1 protein-coding gene is annotated in these 511 nt (G+C 53.8%); it reads left to right on the forward strand.

Annotated features, from left to right (window positions below):
* Positions 1 to 52: 52 nt before the first annotated feature.
* A partial coding sequence (locus IE113_RS16195) for a DNA sulfur modification protein DndB (RefSeq protein WP_229822722.1) occupies positions 53 to 511 on the forward strand: 459 nt, incomplete at its 3' end.

Consider the following 511-nt stretch of genomic DNA (forward strand, 5'->3'; position numbering starts at 1 on the left):
CTCCACTCTCACCTCCCAGACTGAGAGTCGAGCCGTTGCAGCTCGGGGCTACATGAAGGGTGAGTACATGACGACCCAATCCAGTGATCCCACGGTTGGCGCAGCTGCAGAGGCGCTTCGAGACGGGTCTATTTCCATTCCCGCGAAGTTTGAGGCAATCGGCTTTTTGTCCAACGCCGGAACCATGCGCAAGATCACCTTCACGATCCCATTCAAGCAGGTAGCTGATCAACTCACCTTCGATCGCCTGTTGGAGCGCCACGATTTCGACGCGGAGAGCCTCACAACTCCTGGTCAGCGAGACATTAGCGAGAAACACGCAGAAAAGATCACTGCGTTCTTGCTTGAGACGGATCGACCGTATCTTGGAACGCTAACTATCGCAATGCCTGAAAGTCAAGTGGATATTGAAGTCCTGCAACCCATTGCGAAGCATGTCTCACTCGTGAAATTGGTCGTCCCCGTAACAAGCGAAAACCCGATCGTTGAGGACGGTCAACACCGAGTAAGG

This window comes from Novosphingobium arvoryzae (assembly GCF_014652615.1).
GTDB classification, from domain to species: Bacteria; Pseudomonadota; Alphaproteobacteria; order Sphingomonadales; family Sphingomonadaceae; genus Novosphingobium; species Novosphingobium arvoryzae.